General features: G+C 72.1%; 12 protein-coding genes. 4 read left to right on the forward strand and 8 right to left on the reverse strand.

Going from position 1 to position 14,378, the window contains the following annotated elements; genetic code table 11:
• Positions 1-11 precede the first annotated feature (11 nt).
• Positions 12-743 (forward strand): expansin EXLX1 family cellulose-binding protein, encoded by a 732-nt coding sequence (locus ACWDLG_RS05400; protein WP_449916237.1) that lies wholly within the window; start codon positions 12-14, stop codon positions 741-743.
• On the opposite strand, the gene ACWDLG_RS05405 is transcribed toward ACWDLG_RS05400, so the two are convergent.
• On the reverse strand, positions 727-1,692 hold the full coding sequence (locus ACWDLG_RS05405; protein WP_449916239.1) for a DUF5937 family protein: 966 nt from the start codon (positions 1,690-1,692) through the stop codon (positions 727-729). The two genes, ACWDLG_RS05400 and ACWDLG_RS05405, sit on opposite strands and share 17 nt — an antisense overlap.
• A gap of 58 nt (positions 1,693-1,750) precedes the next feature.
• On the opposite strand from ACWDLG_RS05405, the gene ACWDLG_RS05410 reads away from it, so the two are divergent.
• From ACWDLG_RS05410 to ACWDLG_RS05420, 3 genes are all read left to right on the forward strand, one after another.
• Positions 1,751-2,962, forward strand: coding sequence for an MDR family MFS transporter (locus tag ACWDLG_RS05410; protein WP_449916241.1), 1,212 nt, complete (start codon positions 1,751-1,753; stop codon positions 2,960-2,962).
• Positions 2,963-3,138: 176 nt separating this feature from the next.
• Complete coding sequence (locus ACWDLG_RS05415) at positions 3,139-4,782, forward strand: BTAD domain-containing putative transcriptional regulator (RefSeq protein WP_449916243.1); 1,644 nt, start codon at positions 3,139-3,141, stop codon at positions 4,780-4,782.
• A 55-nt stretch (positions 4,783-4,837) separates the two neighbouring features.
• Positions 4,838-6,610, forward strand: coding sequence for an NAD+ synthase (locus ACWDLG_RS05420; RefSeq protein ID WP_449916246.1), 1,773 nt, complete (start codon positions 4,838-4,840; stop codon positions 6,608-6,610).
• Here the strand turns inward: ACWDLG_RS05420 and ACWDLG_RS05425 are convergent.
• The 7 genes from ACWDLG_RS05425 to ACWDLG_RS05455 all read right to left on the reverse strand — a co-directional run bounded on the left by ACWDLG_RS05425 (position 6,572) and on the right by ACWDLG_RS05455 (position 14,307).
• Positions 6,572-7,102, reverse strand: a complete 531-nt coding sequence (locus tag ACWDLG_RS05425; protein WP_354912924.1) for a TetR/AcrR family transcriptional regulator — start codon at positions 7,100-7,102, stop codon at positions 6,572-6,574. The genes ACWDLG_RS05420 and ACWDLG_RS05425 overlap by 39 nt on opposite strands.
• The gene (locus ACWDLG_RS05430) at positions 7,099-8,319 is read right to left on the reverse strand and encodes a hypothetical protein (protein WP_449916250.1); all 1,221 of its coding nucleotides are present in this window, start codon (positions 8,317-8,319) and stop codon (positions 7,099-7,101) included. Before ACWDLG_RS05430 ends, ACWDLG_RS05425 begins: the two co-directional genes overlap by 4 nt.
• Entirely contained in the window at positions 8,316-8,696 is a 381-nt protein-coding gene (locus ACWDLG_RS05435) for a hypothetical protein (protein WP_449916252.1), read from the reverse strand. Before ACWDLG_RS05435 ends, ACWDLG_RS05430 begins: the two co-directional genes overlap by 4 nt.
• Positions 8,693-10,675 (reverse strand): right-handed parallel beta-helix repeat-containing protein, encoded by a 1,983-nt coding sequence (locus ACWDLG_RS05440; RefSeq protein WP_449916253.1) that lies wholly within the window; start codon positions 10,673-10,675, stop codon positions 8,693-8,695. Before ACWDLG_RS05440 ends, ACWDLG_RS05435 begins: the two co-directional genes overlap by 4 nt.
• Before the next feature lie 164 nt (positions 10,676-10,839).
• Positions 10,840-11,445, reverse strand: coding sequence for a TetR/AcrR family transcriptional regulator (locus ACWDLG_RS05445; RefSeq protein WP_449916254.1), 606 nt, complete (start codon positions 11,443-11,445; stop codon positions 10,840-10,842).
• 7 nt (positions 11,446-11,452) lie between these two features.
• Positions 11,453-12,991: an MFS transporter gene (locus ACWDLG_RS05450; RefSeq protein WP_449916256.1), complete on the reverse strand. Its 1,539-nt coding sequence runs from the start codon at positions 12,989-12,991 to the stop codon at positions 11,453-11,455.
• A 101-nt stretch (positions 12,992-13,092) separates the two neighbouring features.
• A complete protein-coding gene (locus tag ACWDLG_RS05455; RefSeq protein WP_449916259.1) occupies positions 13,093-14,307 on the reverse strand; it encodes an MFS transporter in 1,215 nt (404 codons plus the stop codon).
• Positions 14,308-14,378 lie beyond the last annotated feature (71 nt).

Genomic DNA, 14,378 nt, shown 5'->3' on the forward strand with positions numbered 1-14,378 from the left:
GAGCGACGAGCGTGACGGCGCTGGCCGCCCTCGCCGTCGCGTTGTGGGCGGTGAACCTGCCGGGCCGCGACGGCTGCGCCGTGGCCGACGTCGAGCCGGTGATGTCCGGCAGGGCGCTGCACTACCAGGGCACGGCGGGCAACTGCGCGATCACCGGAGCCGAACTGTACGCGTCGGTGTCGGCAGAGGAGTACGCGGGAAGCCGGGCGTGCGGCGGCTATCTCGACGTGAAGGGGCCGCGCGGCACGGTCCGGGTGCAGGTCGTCGACAGCTGCCCGACCTGCCGGCGGGGCGAGCTGGATCTCAGCATGGCGGCCTTCGCCGTGATCGCCGATCCGCGCTCGGGCGTGGCCACTGTGGACTACCACCAGGTCCGCAACCCCGAGCTGGGCCAGGGCCTCGCCGTCAGGGTGCGGAAGGGCTCCACGGCAGGCTGGCTGGCGCTCCAGCTGCTCGATCACGGCAATCCGCTGCGCTCGGTCGAGATCCGCGACCACGGCCGCTGGCGCGCGCTCGAGCGTGGCTCCGACAGCTACTGGGTGGCGGCGGGCGGCGCGGGCGCGGGGCCGTTCAGCCTGCGGGTGACCGACGTGCACGGCCAGCAGGTGACCGTCGAGGGCGTCGACCTCGACCCGGACGAGATCCAGCGCACCACCGCCCGCCTGTACGGCCCCGCACCGGCGGGACGCGCCCCGGCCACCCCCGCCCCGCTGGCCGCGGAGAGCGTCAGGCGGCGCTGCTAGCCAGCGCGTCGCCCGTCGCGGTGCGGCGGTAGACGACCTCCTTGCCCAGCCGGGTGCCGACCGCGAGACCGCCCGCCGACAGCACGCCGAGATGCTGGCTGACCGCGCCGGGCGTCAGCGACATCCGCCTGGCCAGCGCCGACGTGGTGGCCGGTTCGGCCAGGGCGGTGAGGATCTGCGCCCTGCTGCGGCCGATGAGGGCGGCCAGCGCGCCGGGCGCGGGCGGCGGCCCCTGCTCCCACAGCGTGCCCACACCCTGCACCGGGTAGATGAGCATCGACTGGTAGGGGGCGGTCATCACCGCCACGCTCGGCCAGTAGAACGCCGACGGCAGCAGCACGAGCCCGTCGCCGTGCAACCCCCCGCCGGTGCACCACGGCCGGTCGACGAGCAGCTGCTCTCCCGTCCACACGACGGCGGGGTCGAGACCGGCGAACAGCTGGCGCGCCCCGCCGGAGGCCAGCTCGCGGGAGCGGCGCATGACGTCCCGTTCGAGCAGGGCGTACACGCGCGGCCAGTACTCGGCGAAGCAGGTCTCCCAGTAGGCTTCCAGCGCGTCGGCCACGCGGGCGATCCCGGCCGCCGGGTCGGACCTGAACCGCCGGACGACCTCCGGGTCGGAGCCGACGACCATGCCCGCCTCCTCGGCCGCGCGCTCGGGCGGCGTCCGCCGTACCCTCTCCAGCTCGGCGGCGAACTCCGGCAGCGGCGTGTCGGGCGGAGGGGTGATGAAGTCGGCCAGGTAGCCGCTCGGCGCCACCAGCGCGAGCAGCTCGCTCAGGTCGAGCGCGGGCAGGCGGGGCCGCACCGCCTTGATCCACGGCAGGTGGACGGACTGCCGCGCGGGATCGCGCAGGGTGCGCAGGCTGGCCACGAGCTCCCACAACGGGGAGAAGGCGAACCTGATCCGGGCGACGTCCTCGGGCCTGAGGGTCCAGACGATGGACATGTTTTTAGTCTGCCCTAAATGGTTCGCGAAGGGGACGGATCACCGTCAGCCTTGCGGCGTGACTACCGCAAGCGTGGAAAAGCCGTCGTTCCTGAAGGCGCAGATCGGGGGGCTGCCGAGGCCGTTCTGGGCACTGTGGAGCGGCACCCTCGTCAACCGGCTGGGCACCATGGTGATGCCGTTCACCGGCGTGTACCTGAGCCAGGCGCGCGGCCTGTCGCTGGCCGCCACCGGCATCGTGATGGCGGTGTTCGGCGCGGGCCAGCTCGCCTCGCAGCTGGTCGCGGGCTCGCTGACCGACCGGATCGGGCGCAGGGCGACGCTGTCCGGCGGCATGCTGGCCACGGCGGCGGCGATGCTGGCGCTCGGCTACAGCACGACGCTGCCGGCGATCCTGGCCTCCATGTTCGTGCTCGGCCTGGTGATCGACGCCTACCGGCCCGCCTCCAGCGCCCTGGTGGCCGACCTGATCGCGCCCGCCGAGCGGCCCAGGGCGTACGGCCTGCTGTTCTGGGCGATCAACCTCGGTTACGCGGTCGGCATGACGGCCGGCGGCTGGCTGGCCCAGTCGGGCTTCCTGTGGCTGTTCTGGTTCGACGCCCTCAGCAGCGTCGTCTTCGCGGTGCTGGTGTGGCGGGCGGTCCCCGAGACCAGGCCCGAGCCGGAGGAGGGCGGACCTGGCGGCGGGATGCGGGAGGTGCTGCGCGACCGGCTGATGCTCGCCTTCACCGCTGTCGTGCTGGGCGACGCCCTCGTCTACAGCCAGACCTTCACCACCCTGCCCGTCGCCATGAAGCTGGTCGGGCTGAACACCGGCGAGTTCGGCGCGGCGATGGCGGCCAACGGCGTGCTCATCGTGGTCCTGCAGCCGCTGGTGTCGGGCTGGCTCGGCCGCAGGGACCCCGCCAGGACCTTCGCGCTGGGCGTCGCCGTCATGGGCGCCGGCTTCGCGCTGACCTCCTTCGTCACCTCCACCGCGGGGCTGGTGGCCACCATCGTGGTGTGGACGCTGGGCGAGATCGTCACGGCCGGCATCGCCGGGGCGATCGTGGCCTCGCTCGCCCCGGCCCACCTGCGCGGCAGGTACGCGGGTCTGTTCGGCTTCGCGTGGGCGGCGGCGGGCATGGTCGCGCCGCTGATGACGCCGCTGCTGGAGATCAGCGCGTCCGCGCTGTGGTTCACGGTCGGCGCCATCGGGCTGGTCACCGGTGCGGCCGGGGTCGCGCTCTCCCCCGCCATCCGGCGCAGGGCGGCGTTGAACGAGCGTTGATCGGGCATTGGCAGGAGACCGGTAGCGTCCACACGTGCCCGTCCTGCCGCCCGGCCCCTCGCACGTCTCTCCTCACCCGGGCCCCGCCACGCAGGCCAGGCGACCCGGGTGAACGGAGATTGTTGAACATGTCGTCATTTCGCGCGGTCACCGGTGGCTCTACGCTTACGCCTGCCATGGTGACCTTCAGCGCACTGGGACCGTTCCAGGTCCTCCTCGACGGACTTCCCCTCGACCTCGGCGGCCAGCGGCAGATGGCGGTGCTGGCCAGGCTGCTGGTGGCGAGGGGCAGGGCGGTGCCCGTGACCACGCTCATCGACGAGCTGTGGCCGGGCCGGCCGCCCACGCAGGCCCTGTCCACCGTCCAGGGATACGTCTCCCGCCTGCGCCGCGCCCTGGAGCCGAACCGCGCGCCCCGGTCGGAGGCCGAGGTGCTGGTCACGGCCCCGCCCGGGTACGCGCTGCGCGCCACGGTCGAGCAGGTCGACTGCTGGCACTTCGAACGGCTGGCGCGCGTGGAAGGTCCCGCGCCCGTGGTGTGGACGGCCATGGAGGAGGCGCTGGGACTGTGGCGGGGTCCCGCGCTCGCCGAGTTCGCCGAGCTGGCGTGGGCGGCGACCGAGGGCGCGCGGCTGGAGGAACTGCGGCTCGTCGCCCTCGAACGGCGGGCCGACGCGGGACTGCGCCTCGGCCACGCGGCCTCGCTCGTCCCCGACCTGGAGGCGCACGCCGGCGCCTGCCCGCTCAGGGAGGAGGCGTGGCGGCTGCTGGCCACGGCCCTGTACCGCAGCGGGCGGCAGGGTGACGCGCTGGCCACGCTCCGGCGGGCACGGGCGATCTGGCGCGACGAGCTGGGCCTCGACCCGTCGGCCGTGCTGCAGCGGCTGGAGGCCGACATGCTCGCCCAGTCACCGCACCTCGAGGCCGACCTGGCGCCCCCGCCGGCCTCCTTCCCCGCCCTCCACCACGTCCCCGGCCATACCCCCAGCCATGCCCCCGGCCACGTCTCCCCTGCCCCCGGCGTCCCGGGCCCGTCGCCCGCGGTCCCCGGTACCCTCCCTGGCAGCCCCGGCGCCGCCCACGGTGGCGCGGGGCCGGCGCCCGCCGCCGGACACTCCGGCGACCTCGCGGGCCAGGCGCACCTGGACGGCGGGGCGGGCCCGGCGAAGGAGCTGCGCGTCGTCGTCGCCGACGACCAGGCGCTCGTCAGGACGGGGCTGCGCGTCGTGATCGACACCGAGCCCGGCCTGGAACTGGCCGGCGAGGCCGCCGACGGCGAGCAGGCCATCGCCGTCGTCGAGGCGACCCGGCCCGACCTGGTCCTGCTGGACATCCAGATGCCGCGGCTCGACGGGCTGACCGCGGCACGCCGGATCCTGGCCGACCCCAACCCGCCCAAGGTCATCATGATGACCACGTTCGGCACCGACGAGAACCTCTACGCCGCCCTGCGCGCGGGCGTCAGCGGCTTCGTGCTGAAGACCTCGGCCCCCGAGCAACTGGTCGCCGCCATGCGTGCCGCCGCGGCCGGAGACGCGCTGATCGACCCCTCGGTGACCACGAGGATCATCTCCGCCTTCGCCGGCCGGACCGACCCCGACGCGCCCCCCGCGCTGGCAGGGCTGCCGGACACGCAGCTCGACGTGCTGAAGCTGATCGCCCGCGGGCTGACCAACCGGCAGATCGCGCAGACGCTCGCCGTCCCCGACCGCCAGGTGGCCGGCGCGGTCGCGGGCCTGCTCGACCACCTGGGGCTGTTCGACCGGGCCCAGCTCGTGGTCGCCGCGTACGAGTCGGGCCTGGTCACCCCGGGGAGGTGACGACCTCCTTATCGTCGCTTTGACGATAAAAAATCCGGCGTACTAGGCTGGGGCCGTGGCTCACTTGCGCATCGCCCTGGCACAGACGAACCCGGTCGTCGGCGACCTGACCCGCAACGCCGACGCGCTGGTCCGATGGACGCGCGAGGCCGCCGGCCGCGGCGCCCACCTCGTCCTGTTCACCGAGATGTTCCTGACCGGCTACCCGGTCGAGGACCTCGTCCTGCGCACCTCCTTCGTCGAGGCCAGCATCAGGACGCTGGAGGACGTGGCCGCCCGGCTGGCCGGCGAAGGGCTCGGCGACCTGCCCGTCGTGGTCGGCTACGTCGACCGGGCCGGGCTCGCGCCCCGGGTGGGCCAGCCCAAGGGCGCGCCGCTCGACGCCGCCGCGGTGCTGCACCAGGGCAGGGTCGCCACCCGTACGGCCAAGCACCACCTGCCCAACTACGGCGTGTTCGACGAGTACCGCTACTTCGTGCGCGGCGACCGGCTGCCGATCTTCCGCGTGCACGGCGTCGACGTGGCCATCGCGGTGTGCGAGGACCTGTGGCAGGACGGCGGCCCCGTCGCGGTCGTCGGCCAGGCGGGCGCTGGCCTGCTCGTGGTGCCGAACGCCTCGCCGTACGAGCGGGAGAAGGACGACGTCCGCCTGGAGCTGGTCGCGCGCCGGGCCAGGGAGGCCGGGTGCGCGCTGGCCTACGCCAACCAGGTAGGCGGCCAGGACGAGCTGGTCTTCGACGGCGACTCGATCGTCGTCGACAGCACGGGCGAGCTGGTGGCGCGGGCCGGGCAGTTCCGCGAGGAGCTGCTGGTGGTGGACCTCGACCTGCCGGTCTCCGCCGCCGAGCCCGGCGTCTTCCCCATCGACGCGGGCGACGGCACGACGATCACGGTGGAACGCCTGGTGCTGTCGGACGCGCCCGTCGCGCCGTACGCGCCGGTCGAGCCCCGGGTGGCGCCCCGGCTCGACGACACCGGCGAGGTCTACCAGGCGCTGGTCCTCGCGGTGCGCGACTACGTGGCCAAGAACGGCTTCCGCTCGGTGATCCTCGGTCTGTCCGGCGGCATCGACTCGGCGCTGACGGCCACCATCGCCTCCGACGCGATCGGCCCCGATCGCGTGCACGTGGTGCTGATGCCGTCGCGCCACTCCTCCGAGCACTCCGTCGGCGACGCCGAGGAGCTGGTGCGCAGGCAGGGCATCAACGCCCAGGTGGTGCCGATCGCCGACATCGTCACCGCCTTCGAGAAGGAGATCGAGCTGTCGGGGCTGGCCGCGGAGAACCTGCAGGCCAGGGTGCGCGGCATGATCCTCATGGGGCTGTCGAACGAGCACGGCCACCTGGTGCTGACCACCGGCAACAAGAGCGAGCTCGCGACGGGCTACTCCACGCTGTACGGCGACTCGGCGGGCGGCTTCGCGCCGATCAAGGACGTGCCGAAGACGATGGTGTGGGCGCTGTCCAGGTGGCGCAACGAGCACACCGATCCCTCGTTCCTGCTGCGCGCCGAGCGGCCGATCCCGGAGAACTCCATCACCAAGGAGCCCAGCGCCGAGCTGCGGCCCGACCAGCGCGACACCGACTCGCTGCCGCCGTACGAGGTGCTCGACCGGCTGCTCGACGACTACGTCGAGAAGGACATGGGCTCGGCCGAGCTGATCGCGGCCGGCCACGACCCCGAGCTGGTGACCAGGGTCATCAGGCTGGTCGACCTCGCCGAGTACAAGCGCCGGCAGTACCCGCCGGGCCCGAAGATCACGCCGAAGAACTTCGGCAGGGACCGCAGGCTACCGATCACCAACAGGTGGCGGGAGACGACGGCCTAGGTAGGCGCGCAGCAGCTGCTTGGTCTCCTCGATCAGTTCGGGCTCGTCGTGGTGGGCCCGCAGCAGCGTGTCGGCCGCCTCGACCGCCACCAGCATCGGGTTGACCGCGTCGATCCCGAGCAGGTCGGCGAGGGCGTGCGCGACCTCGGAGTTGTCGCCGAAGTCGAGGACGGCGAAGCCGGGGACCGTGGCCTTCATGAGCAGGTACTCGTCGACGACGGCGTCGATGACGGGCTCCCAGCCGCGGGCCCCGGCGAGTTTCGGCTCGATGCGGGCGACGAACTGCTCCAGGTTGCGCCTGGTCAGCGCGGCGGCCAGCGACCGCTTGTCGCTGAAGAAACGGTAGATCGAGCCGATCGGCATCCCCGTGCGGGCGGCCACCGTCCTGGTGCTCAGCGCGTCGTAGCCGCCCTCGTCCAGCAGCGCCGCCGCCGCGTCCAGCATCCGGTCGACCTTCTCGGCGCTGCGCCGCTGAACGGGAATGCGTCTCATGCGGCAAAGAGTAGGGTCAGCCCGCCGATGGTGTAGCAGACCATGAGCACGAACAGCGGGATCTGGCCGGCCACCGCCCTGGCCGGTTCGAGCAGCCGCACCGACCTGTCGTGGGCGGCGACCACGCCGAGCACGTGGCCGATCACGATGGCCAGCACCTGGACGGTCGCGATGGTGCCGGGGCCGACGACGTCGGCGTCGACCTCGCCCGGCAGCCCGAGGGCCAGGATGACCGCGCGCTGCCCCTCGATGACGAACAGCGAGAAGTAGTGCGCGACCAGGTAGCCGATCGCGATCGGCACCAGCGAGTGCGCGAAGCGCGGGGTCAGCCCGCGCGTGCGGCCGATCAGGCCCGCCGCCCACAGGCACGCGGCGTACAGCAGCGCCACTCCCCCGATGGCCACGGCCAGGCCGACCGTGCCGAGGCCGACCCGGCCGAGCGGGCTGGTCTGCAGCGCGGTCACCCAGAACGGCGCGCCCGCGAAGCCGTCGTAGCCGGTGCTGCCGAGCAGGACGCACACGGTCGCGACCAGGCCGGGCGCCGGGACGATCGCGTCGAGGCCGTTGAAGGGGCTGCGCAGCACCAGCGTCCCGTCGGCCCTGCGGCCCAGCGGCGACAGGTGGCCGACGAGCGTGGAGAAGACCTCGAACGGGTCGCCCCTGTCGAGCCACGCGTGGCCGTACACGAGGGTGCCGGCGGCCGTGGCGGTGCCGTACAGGAGGAGGAAGGCCAGCAGTGTCGGCGGCGCGGCCGGCTCGGGCGAGACCAGCTCCATCCAGGTGAAGGCGGTCAGGCCCGCCGCGGCGGGCCAGTAGCCGAGCCGCCGCGGCAGCGGGCGGCGCGGCCGGTCCGGCAGCAGCCGGAACGGGTTGGCCAGCCGCCACACCGGCCCGAACAGCAGCGACGCCGGCACCAGCCCCACCCAGAAGACCACATAGACCAGGTACGGCGCGGCGTTGTCCCTGGCCGGGCCCAGGACCAGCCAGCCCACCGTGTAGAGCGCCACGAGCGCGGCCGCGACGCGCAGTGCCCGGGCGGGAGGGCGCCACGGCAGGACCCTGCCGGCCCTGTCGCCGCTGAAGCGGGAGTCGGCCCAGAGCAGGCCGAGCGCCAGGAAGGACACGACCAGCGCCGCGAACGCCCCCGCGTAGGCGTAGAACAGGGGGATCGGCAGGTCGCTGCGGCTGCCGATCCCGTGCGCCAGGATCCCGGTCACGTGACCGCGAGCTGGATGAGCACCAGCTTGCTCTCGTGCGTCTCGACCTCGAACACGCCCGTCATGTCCGCCGTGAAGCTGACGACGGCGGGCTTGCCCGGTTGCAGTTCCTTGCCGATGTCGAAGCCGTGCACGTGCAGCTCGTCGGCGACGTCGCTGGTCACGGTGAGGGTCACGGTCTGGCCGCGCCTGACCTCCAGCCAGCCGGACGGCGGTGTCACCTTGCCCCCGGCGATCGTGATCTCGGCGCGCGGGTCGCCGGGCGCGGGCGCCGCCGTCGCCACCTCGTGCCCGGTGCCCGGCCGGTGATGCGTCTCCGGCAGCGATCCGCACCCCGCCACCAGCGCGAGCACGACCAGCGCCGCTCCCCGCCTCACGCGGTCTCCTCCGCGACCCTGCCGGTACGGCGGGGCGCGACCGCCACCACTGCGCACAGCACCCACACCCCGGTCAGCAGCCCGCGGATCCAGCCCGGCCCGATCGGCAGCACGGGCAGCATCCACACCGCCTTGTCCAAGGCGTCGACCAGGTGCAGCACGCCCAGCACGACGCCGAACCAGCCGAAGGCCCCCCGCATGACCAGCCCCGTTCCGAGCAGCCAGACGCCCGTCAGCGCCAGCGCGGCGGCGGGCAGGACCGTGTAGGGCTCCAGCGCCCCGACCACGTCGAGCGCCAGCCCCGCCAGTCCGGCGAGCGTCAGCGGCAGCGCCCACCGCGAGCGCAGGCGGCGCCGCCACAGCAGGACGGCCATCAGCCCGAGCACCAGCGAGCCGCCCAGCGCCAGCTGCACCTCCACCCTGGCCAGGCCGCTGGAGCCGAACCACCAGCACCCGCCGGGCAGGCGGCGGTCGCCGACGCTGTAGTCGTTGCACAGGTACATCTGCACGAGCTTGACCGGCTCGGCCACCACCCTCGACGGGCCGCTCGCGCCGCACGCGGGAAGCGCGCCGGGGCTGGTGACGCGCACCCCCTCCCAGCAGTTGCCGGTGCCCTGGCCGTCCCAGTAGACGTCGGCGCCGTTGGGCCGCTTCTCGCCGGCCGGCGAGACGCCCAGGTGGTTGCCGGCGTAGAGGTTGTGGTGCGAGGTGTCGAACTGCTTGTCCCACGACTCCTCGCCCCTGATGAAGGCGGGCACGGCCAGCAGGTTGAAGGCGGCGTTGTCGTGGCCCCAGATCCAGTTGTTCCTGAAGACGTTCCAGTTGCCGCCGCCGGTGATGATGCCGCTGCCGGGCGGCAGGCCGATCTGGGGGCAGACCACGCCCTTCTCGTAGCCGCGTTCGGCGGGGGGCTTGGCGCAGGTGCCGTCCCTGACGTACTCGTAGTAGGAGGCGTTGTTGTCGTAGATCTTGTTGTTCTCGAACCTGGCGTGGTTCTGCGGCAGGCCCGGATGGCCGGGGAAGGCGCTGTCCATGGTGGCGCCGGCCAGGTTGCCCCAGAACTCGCTGTCGTGGACGTAGACGGAGTCGCCTGCCGTACCGGAGTAGCCGACCATGTTGTGGTGGCTCTTGCAGCGCCTGATCTCGATGGAGTAGCGCGGCACCTCGTGGCCGCGGCCGTCGTTGATGTTGGAGGCGCTGCCCGGGTACAGGCCCGAGTCACCGTTGCCGTAGGACTCGCAGTCGGTGTAGAGGCCGTGGTCGCTGGCGAAGGTCAGGAAGCCGTACTCGTCGTTCCACCTGGTCAGCATCTGGTCGATGACGAAGCCGTCGGTCGCCAGGATGTAGAGGGAGTTGAAGGTGGTGCGCTGGGCGGTGAAGTTCCTGAAGTAGATGCCGTTGGTCATGTCGGCGCGGATGGCGTTGAGCTTGCGGTACTGCGCGTCGACGATCACGTCGAGCGGGCCCGCGCCGGTGCCCTCGATCTGCAGGTCCTTCTTGCCGAGGATGGCGACCAGGTTCTGGTTGTGCGGGCACTGGGCCTGCTGCTCGTAGGAGAGGATCTGGTAGCCCCAGCTCGACCAGCGGGCGTCGAGCTTGGCGCAGGCGCCCCCCGGCTGCGGCAGGCTCGGCTCCTCCAGGTAGCGGCCGGGGAGGATGGCGATGTTCATCCCGGGGCGGTCGACCTTGTCGACGGCCTCCTGGAGATGCCGGACGCCCTCCTTCTGGCAGCGGGCGAACAGGTCGAGGTTGCGCTGCTTGAGCTCGGCAGGGAAACTCGCGATCCGGCGCTCGAAGTCTGATCGATCCGTCTTGCAGACCAGCAGGTCGGGCTCCCTCTGCCGGTAGGTGGGGACGCTCCCCGAGCCGTCCGGCAGCTTCACCTCCCGCTCCTCGTGAGCCAGGGCGGCGCCGGCGGGCAGGAGCAGGGCGAGGACCACGCCTAAGAGCGTCAGCGTCCTTCGGGCGATGAGGGGCATGGCGGCGAGATTAGAACATTGCTCACGTTCTGCCTAGGGCCCCCGGAGCTCGCCCGCCCGGTCAACGGGGCCGGAGGAACGGCTCGGTCACCCAAGGTGACCGGATGGCGGCAGGGCTCCGCCCCGAGGGACCGCGGGACGGCATGGCCGCCCCGCGCGGCCTCTCAGGGCGCCAGACCGCGCAGCGCGCTGTCGACGATGCGGGCGGGCAGGTCGTCAGGCAGGTCGCCGTCGTCCTTGGCCCGCTTGATGTGCCACATCATCGTGCCCGACAGCGTGCCCAGCGCCAGCCGCGTGTCGAGATCGGCGCGCAGCTCACCGGTGCGCATGCCGCGCTCGATCACCGCCGTCATGGCCGCCGTGCGCGGCTCGACCGCCTGGCGCATGAACCTGGCGAACAGCTCCGGATAGCGGTCGGACTCGCTCATCGCGATGTTCATGACGCAGCGCGTGCGGGCCTGACCCGCCTCGCGCATCGTGGTGTCGAGCAGGGCGACCAGGTCGTCGCGCACCGAGACGCCCGCGAGCGGCGGCACCGGGGCCTTCAGCGAGGCGAGCGCGTCGGCGACCAGGTCCTCCTTGTTGGACCAGCGCCGGTAGATGGTCGTCTTGCCGACCCCGGCCCGTGACGCGATCGCCTCGATGGACAGCTCGGAGACACCCATCCCCTCGCCCATCAGGTCGAGGGTGGCCTCGATGATCGCCTTCTCGGCCTTCTCGCTGCGCGGACGGCCCGCGGGGCGGGCCGTCCCGGTCTCTGTCGTCGTCATCGCAGCCTCAGACTACCGCTGGTTCCTTCTCTTCCACCTTGGCGACCAGGCGCGCCTTGCCCGGCATCCAGACCGCCACGACCACCACGCCGACCAGGGCGATGGCCGCGGAGACCAGGGCCGTGGTGTGCATGCCGTCGATGAAGGCGTCGAAGGCGGTGTTCAGGACGGCGGGGTTGCCGCCGGCCAGGCCCACCGTGGCCATGATGGACTCGCCGGCCGCGTGCCGTACACCCTCGGGAAGGGCGGTGAGCGCGGGGGCGATCTCGCCGCGGTAGGTCGACGACAGCAGCGAGCCGAGCACGGCCACGCCCAGCGCGCCGGCCACCTGGCGGACGGTGTTGCTCATGGCCGAGCCGACGCCCGCCTTCTCCCTCGGCAGCGACTCCATGATCGCGGTGGTCGCGGGCGGCATGATGTTGGCCATCGCGGCGCCCTGGACGAAGAAGACGACCTCCATCAGCCAGATCGGGGTGGTCCTGTCGAAGAGCGAGTAGCTGACCAGGGCGAGGGTGACCACGATCATGCTGGCCACCGCGGAGGACTTGGCGCCGAAGCGCTCGTTCACCCGCTGGCTCAGCGGCGCGAAGATCAGCTGCGCGGCGGCGAACGGGATCATCAGCGCGCCCGCCTGCATCGGGCTGAACCCCCTGACGATCTGGATGTAGAACGTCAGGAAGAACATCCCGCCCATCATCGCGAAGAAGACGATGCCCATCATGCCGATGGCCGAGCTGAAGCGAACGTTGCCGAAGTTGCGCACGTCGAAGGCGGGGTGGTCGATGCGCCGCTCCCACCAGACGAAGCCGGCCAGGACGAGCACGCCGAAGACGGTCGGGACGAGCACCTCCGCGCTGGCGACCGTGGCGAGCTCGCCCATGCGGATGATGCCGTAGACGACGGCGACCAGGCCGACGATCGACAGGATCACACCGACGGGGTCGAGCCTCGACGGCCTGGGGTCACGCGACTCGGGGACGATGGTGCCGATGAGGATCATGCTGATCAGCACGATGGGGACGTTGATCAGGAACACCGAGCCCCACCAGAAGTGCTGGATGAGGAAGCCACCGGTGATCGGGCCGACCGCGACGGCCAGGCCGACGCCGCCGGCCCAGTAGCCGATGGCCTTGCCGCGCTCGTGCGGCGGGAACACGTTGGAGATGATGGCCAATGTCGCCGGCATGATCGCCGCGCCGCCGATGCCCATCGCGGCGCGGGCGAGGATCAGTTGCACCGGATCCTGGGAGTACGCGCTGGCCAGCGAGGCCAGGCCGAACAACAACATGCCGATGAACAACATCCGCTTGCGGCCGGTACGGTCACCGATCACGCCGAAGGTGAACAGCAGGCCCGCGAAGACGAGAGTGTAGGAGTTGATCGCCCACTCCAGCTCGGCCTGCGTCGCCCCCAGCCCTTCGACGGGGTCGGCGATGGTCTTCATCGCGACGTTCAGGATGGTGTTGTCCAGCACGACAGCCAGGAGGCTGAAGACGAGGACGCCGAGGATCGCCCACCGGCGGGGGTGGCCGGTCTCTGGTTTCATGGGGACTCCACATTTCGATACGGCTTAGTTTCGCAACGCAACCGTAGCGCAACGAATTCCGATACGCAACGGTTGCGTTTCATAACCAGGCCGAACGGGAGTCACGCGTGCACGCGCTCGGGCTCCGGCTCCCGCTCGGCGGCCGTCTCCGGCTGCGGCGTCCGCTTCCAGAACGGCAACGCCACCAGCACCATCACCACGGCCACCAGCCCCGCCAGGGCGAACGCCCAGCTGGGTCCGTGGGCGTCGATGACGGCTCCGGCGATCGGCGCCGACGCGGCACCGCCGATCAGCAGGGCGGTGCCGTGCAGGCCCATGGCCTCGCCGCGGGCCGCCGCGGGGGTCCACCTGCTCAGGGTGTCGACCGACGACGACAGGGCGGGCGCGCACAGCACGCCGGCGGGCAGCAGCGCCACCACCAGCCACCGCCAGTCACCGCCGACCAGGCCGACGGGGATGGTGAGCGCGCCCATCAGGCCGGTCAGCAGGAGGGTGGGGAAGCCGCGGGGCAGCCCGCCGTACACGAAACCGCCGATGAGCGAGTAGACGCACCAGACGGCCACGGCCAGACCGATCCACCGGGTCTGGCCGGCGTGCTCGATCGTGGCCACCAGCGACAGCTCGGTGGCGGTGAGGACGAACGTGGCCGCGGTGACCGTGCCGAGCAGCGCGACGAGCGAGGGGGTCAGCCACTGGCGACGCGAGACCTTCTCCTGCGCCGCCTCCAGCTCCGCCTCGGACCTGATGGGCGGGTTCAGCACCAGGAGCCCCGTGCCCGCGCACGCCAGCCCGGCGGCGATCAGCGACATCGTCCACGTGCTGCCCAGCGTGGTGATGCCGGCGACGGCCAGCGCGGGACCGGTCATGTACGACAGCTCGACCATGATGGAGTCGAGCGAGAAGCCCATCCTGCGCTGCTCGACGGGAACCATCGCGGCCAGGCACTGCCGGATCACGCTGAAGATCGGCAGGGCCAGCAACCCGGCCACGCCCGCCGCCGGCACCAGCACCGCGAACGGCAGCAGCCACGCCGTCGACCAGAACGCCACCTGGGCGACCGTCGTGACGGCCAGCACCGGACGCAGCCCGTGCCTGTCGACGAACCTTCCCGACAGCGGCGAGCCGACGGCCATGCCCACGGTGCTGGCCATGGCGACCACGCCCGCCTCGGCGAACCCGAATTTCAAGCCGTTCACGACATGCAGCGTCAACGCCATGGCGGTCGCCGTGGCGGGGATCCTGGCCAGCATGCCGACCAGCAACAACGTACGGACACCGGGGATCGCGAGCAGACGCCGGTAAGGTTCGATTGCCATTTTTATTGCTTACCTCCGGCCCCATTCTCTCGTCAGGCACCGACACTTCGGGCCGCATGCCATCATCGGAG

This window comes from Nonomuraea sp. NPDC003727 (assembly GCF_053586935.1).

What these genes read in the sequence shown, in the direction of transcription:
- ACWDLG_RS05405 (WP_449916239.1), bottom strand. Translation starts at nt 1,692, where the DNA reads ATGTCCATCGTCTGGACCCTCAGGCCCGAGGACGTCGCCCGGATCAGG.
- ACWDLG_RS05415 (WP_449916243.1), top strand. Translation starts at nt 3,139, where the DNA reads ATGGTGACCTTCAGCGCACTGGGACCGTTCCAGGTCCTCCTCGACGGA.
- ACWDLG_RS05425 (WP_354912924.1), bottom strand. Translation starts at nt 7,102, where the DNA reads ATGAGACGCATTCCCGTTCAGCGGCGCAGCGCCGAGAAGGTCGACCGG.
- ACWDLG_RS05440 (WP_449916253.1), bottom strand. Translation starts at nt 10,675, where the DNA reads ATGCCCCTCATCGCCCGAAGGACGCTGACGCTCTTAGGCGTGGTCCTC.
- ACWDLG_RS05445 (WP_449916254.1), bottom strand. Translation starts at nt 11,445, where the DNA reads ATGACGACGACAGAGACCGGGACGGCCCGCCCCGCGGGCCGTCCGCGC.
- ACWDLG_RS05450 (WP_449916256.1), bottom strand. Translation starts at nt 12,991, where the DNA reads ATGAAACCAGAGACCGGCCACCCCCGCCGGTGGGCGATCCTCGGCGTC.
- ACWDLG_RS05455 (WP_449916259.1), bottom strand. Translation starts at nt 14,307, where the DNA reads ATGGCAATCGAACCTTACCGGCGTCTGCTCGCGATCCCCGGTGTCCGT.